Genomic DNA, 413 nt, shown 5'->3' on the forward strand with positions numbered 1-413 from the left:
TGTGCGCCGCGACGGGCGAGGTGAGGAGCTGGAAGATCACGACGAGGAACAGCGTCGCGACGGCGCCCCACGAGCGCAGCCGCAGGCTCAGGCCCGCGAGCACGAGGATCAGCCCGAGGACCTGCGGCTTCGTCGCGGCGTGCATGCGCGCGAGCAGGTCGGGGAAGCGCACGACGCCGACCCCCGCGGCGAACGCGAGGAACGCACCGCTCAGCAGGAAGACGGCCGAGACGACGTCGGCCAGGGTGTCCCAGAAGCTGGTCGCCGGGTCCATCAGCGCACCTCCCCCTCGGGTGCCCCGCCGTGGTGCTCGGCGTCGACCGCGGAGTCGCGGTCGGCCTCCTCCGCCTCGCGGCGCGCGGCATCCTCCGCGGCGACCTCGTCGGCCGTGCGGATGCGGCCCTCGTCCTCGG

Annotated in this window: 1 protein-coding gene; it reads right to left on the minus strand. The window is 74.8% G+C overall.

What is annotated here, in order from left to right; genetic code table 11:
• Positions 1-274, minus strand: a 274-nt coding sequence (gene mnhG / locus G3I78_RS49485; protein WP_164437227.1) for a monovalent cation/H(+) antiporter subunit G, incomplete at its 3' end; no start/stop codon positions are given.
• Between the last annotated feature and the right edge of the window lie 139 nt (positions 275-413).

Source organism: Streptomyces sp. SID13726 (assembly GCF_010548375.1).
In the GTDB taxonomy this organism is placed as follows: domain Bacteria; phylum Actinomycetota; class Actinomycetes; order Streptomycetales; family Streptomycetaceae; genus Streptomyces.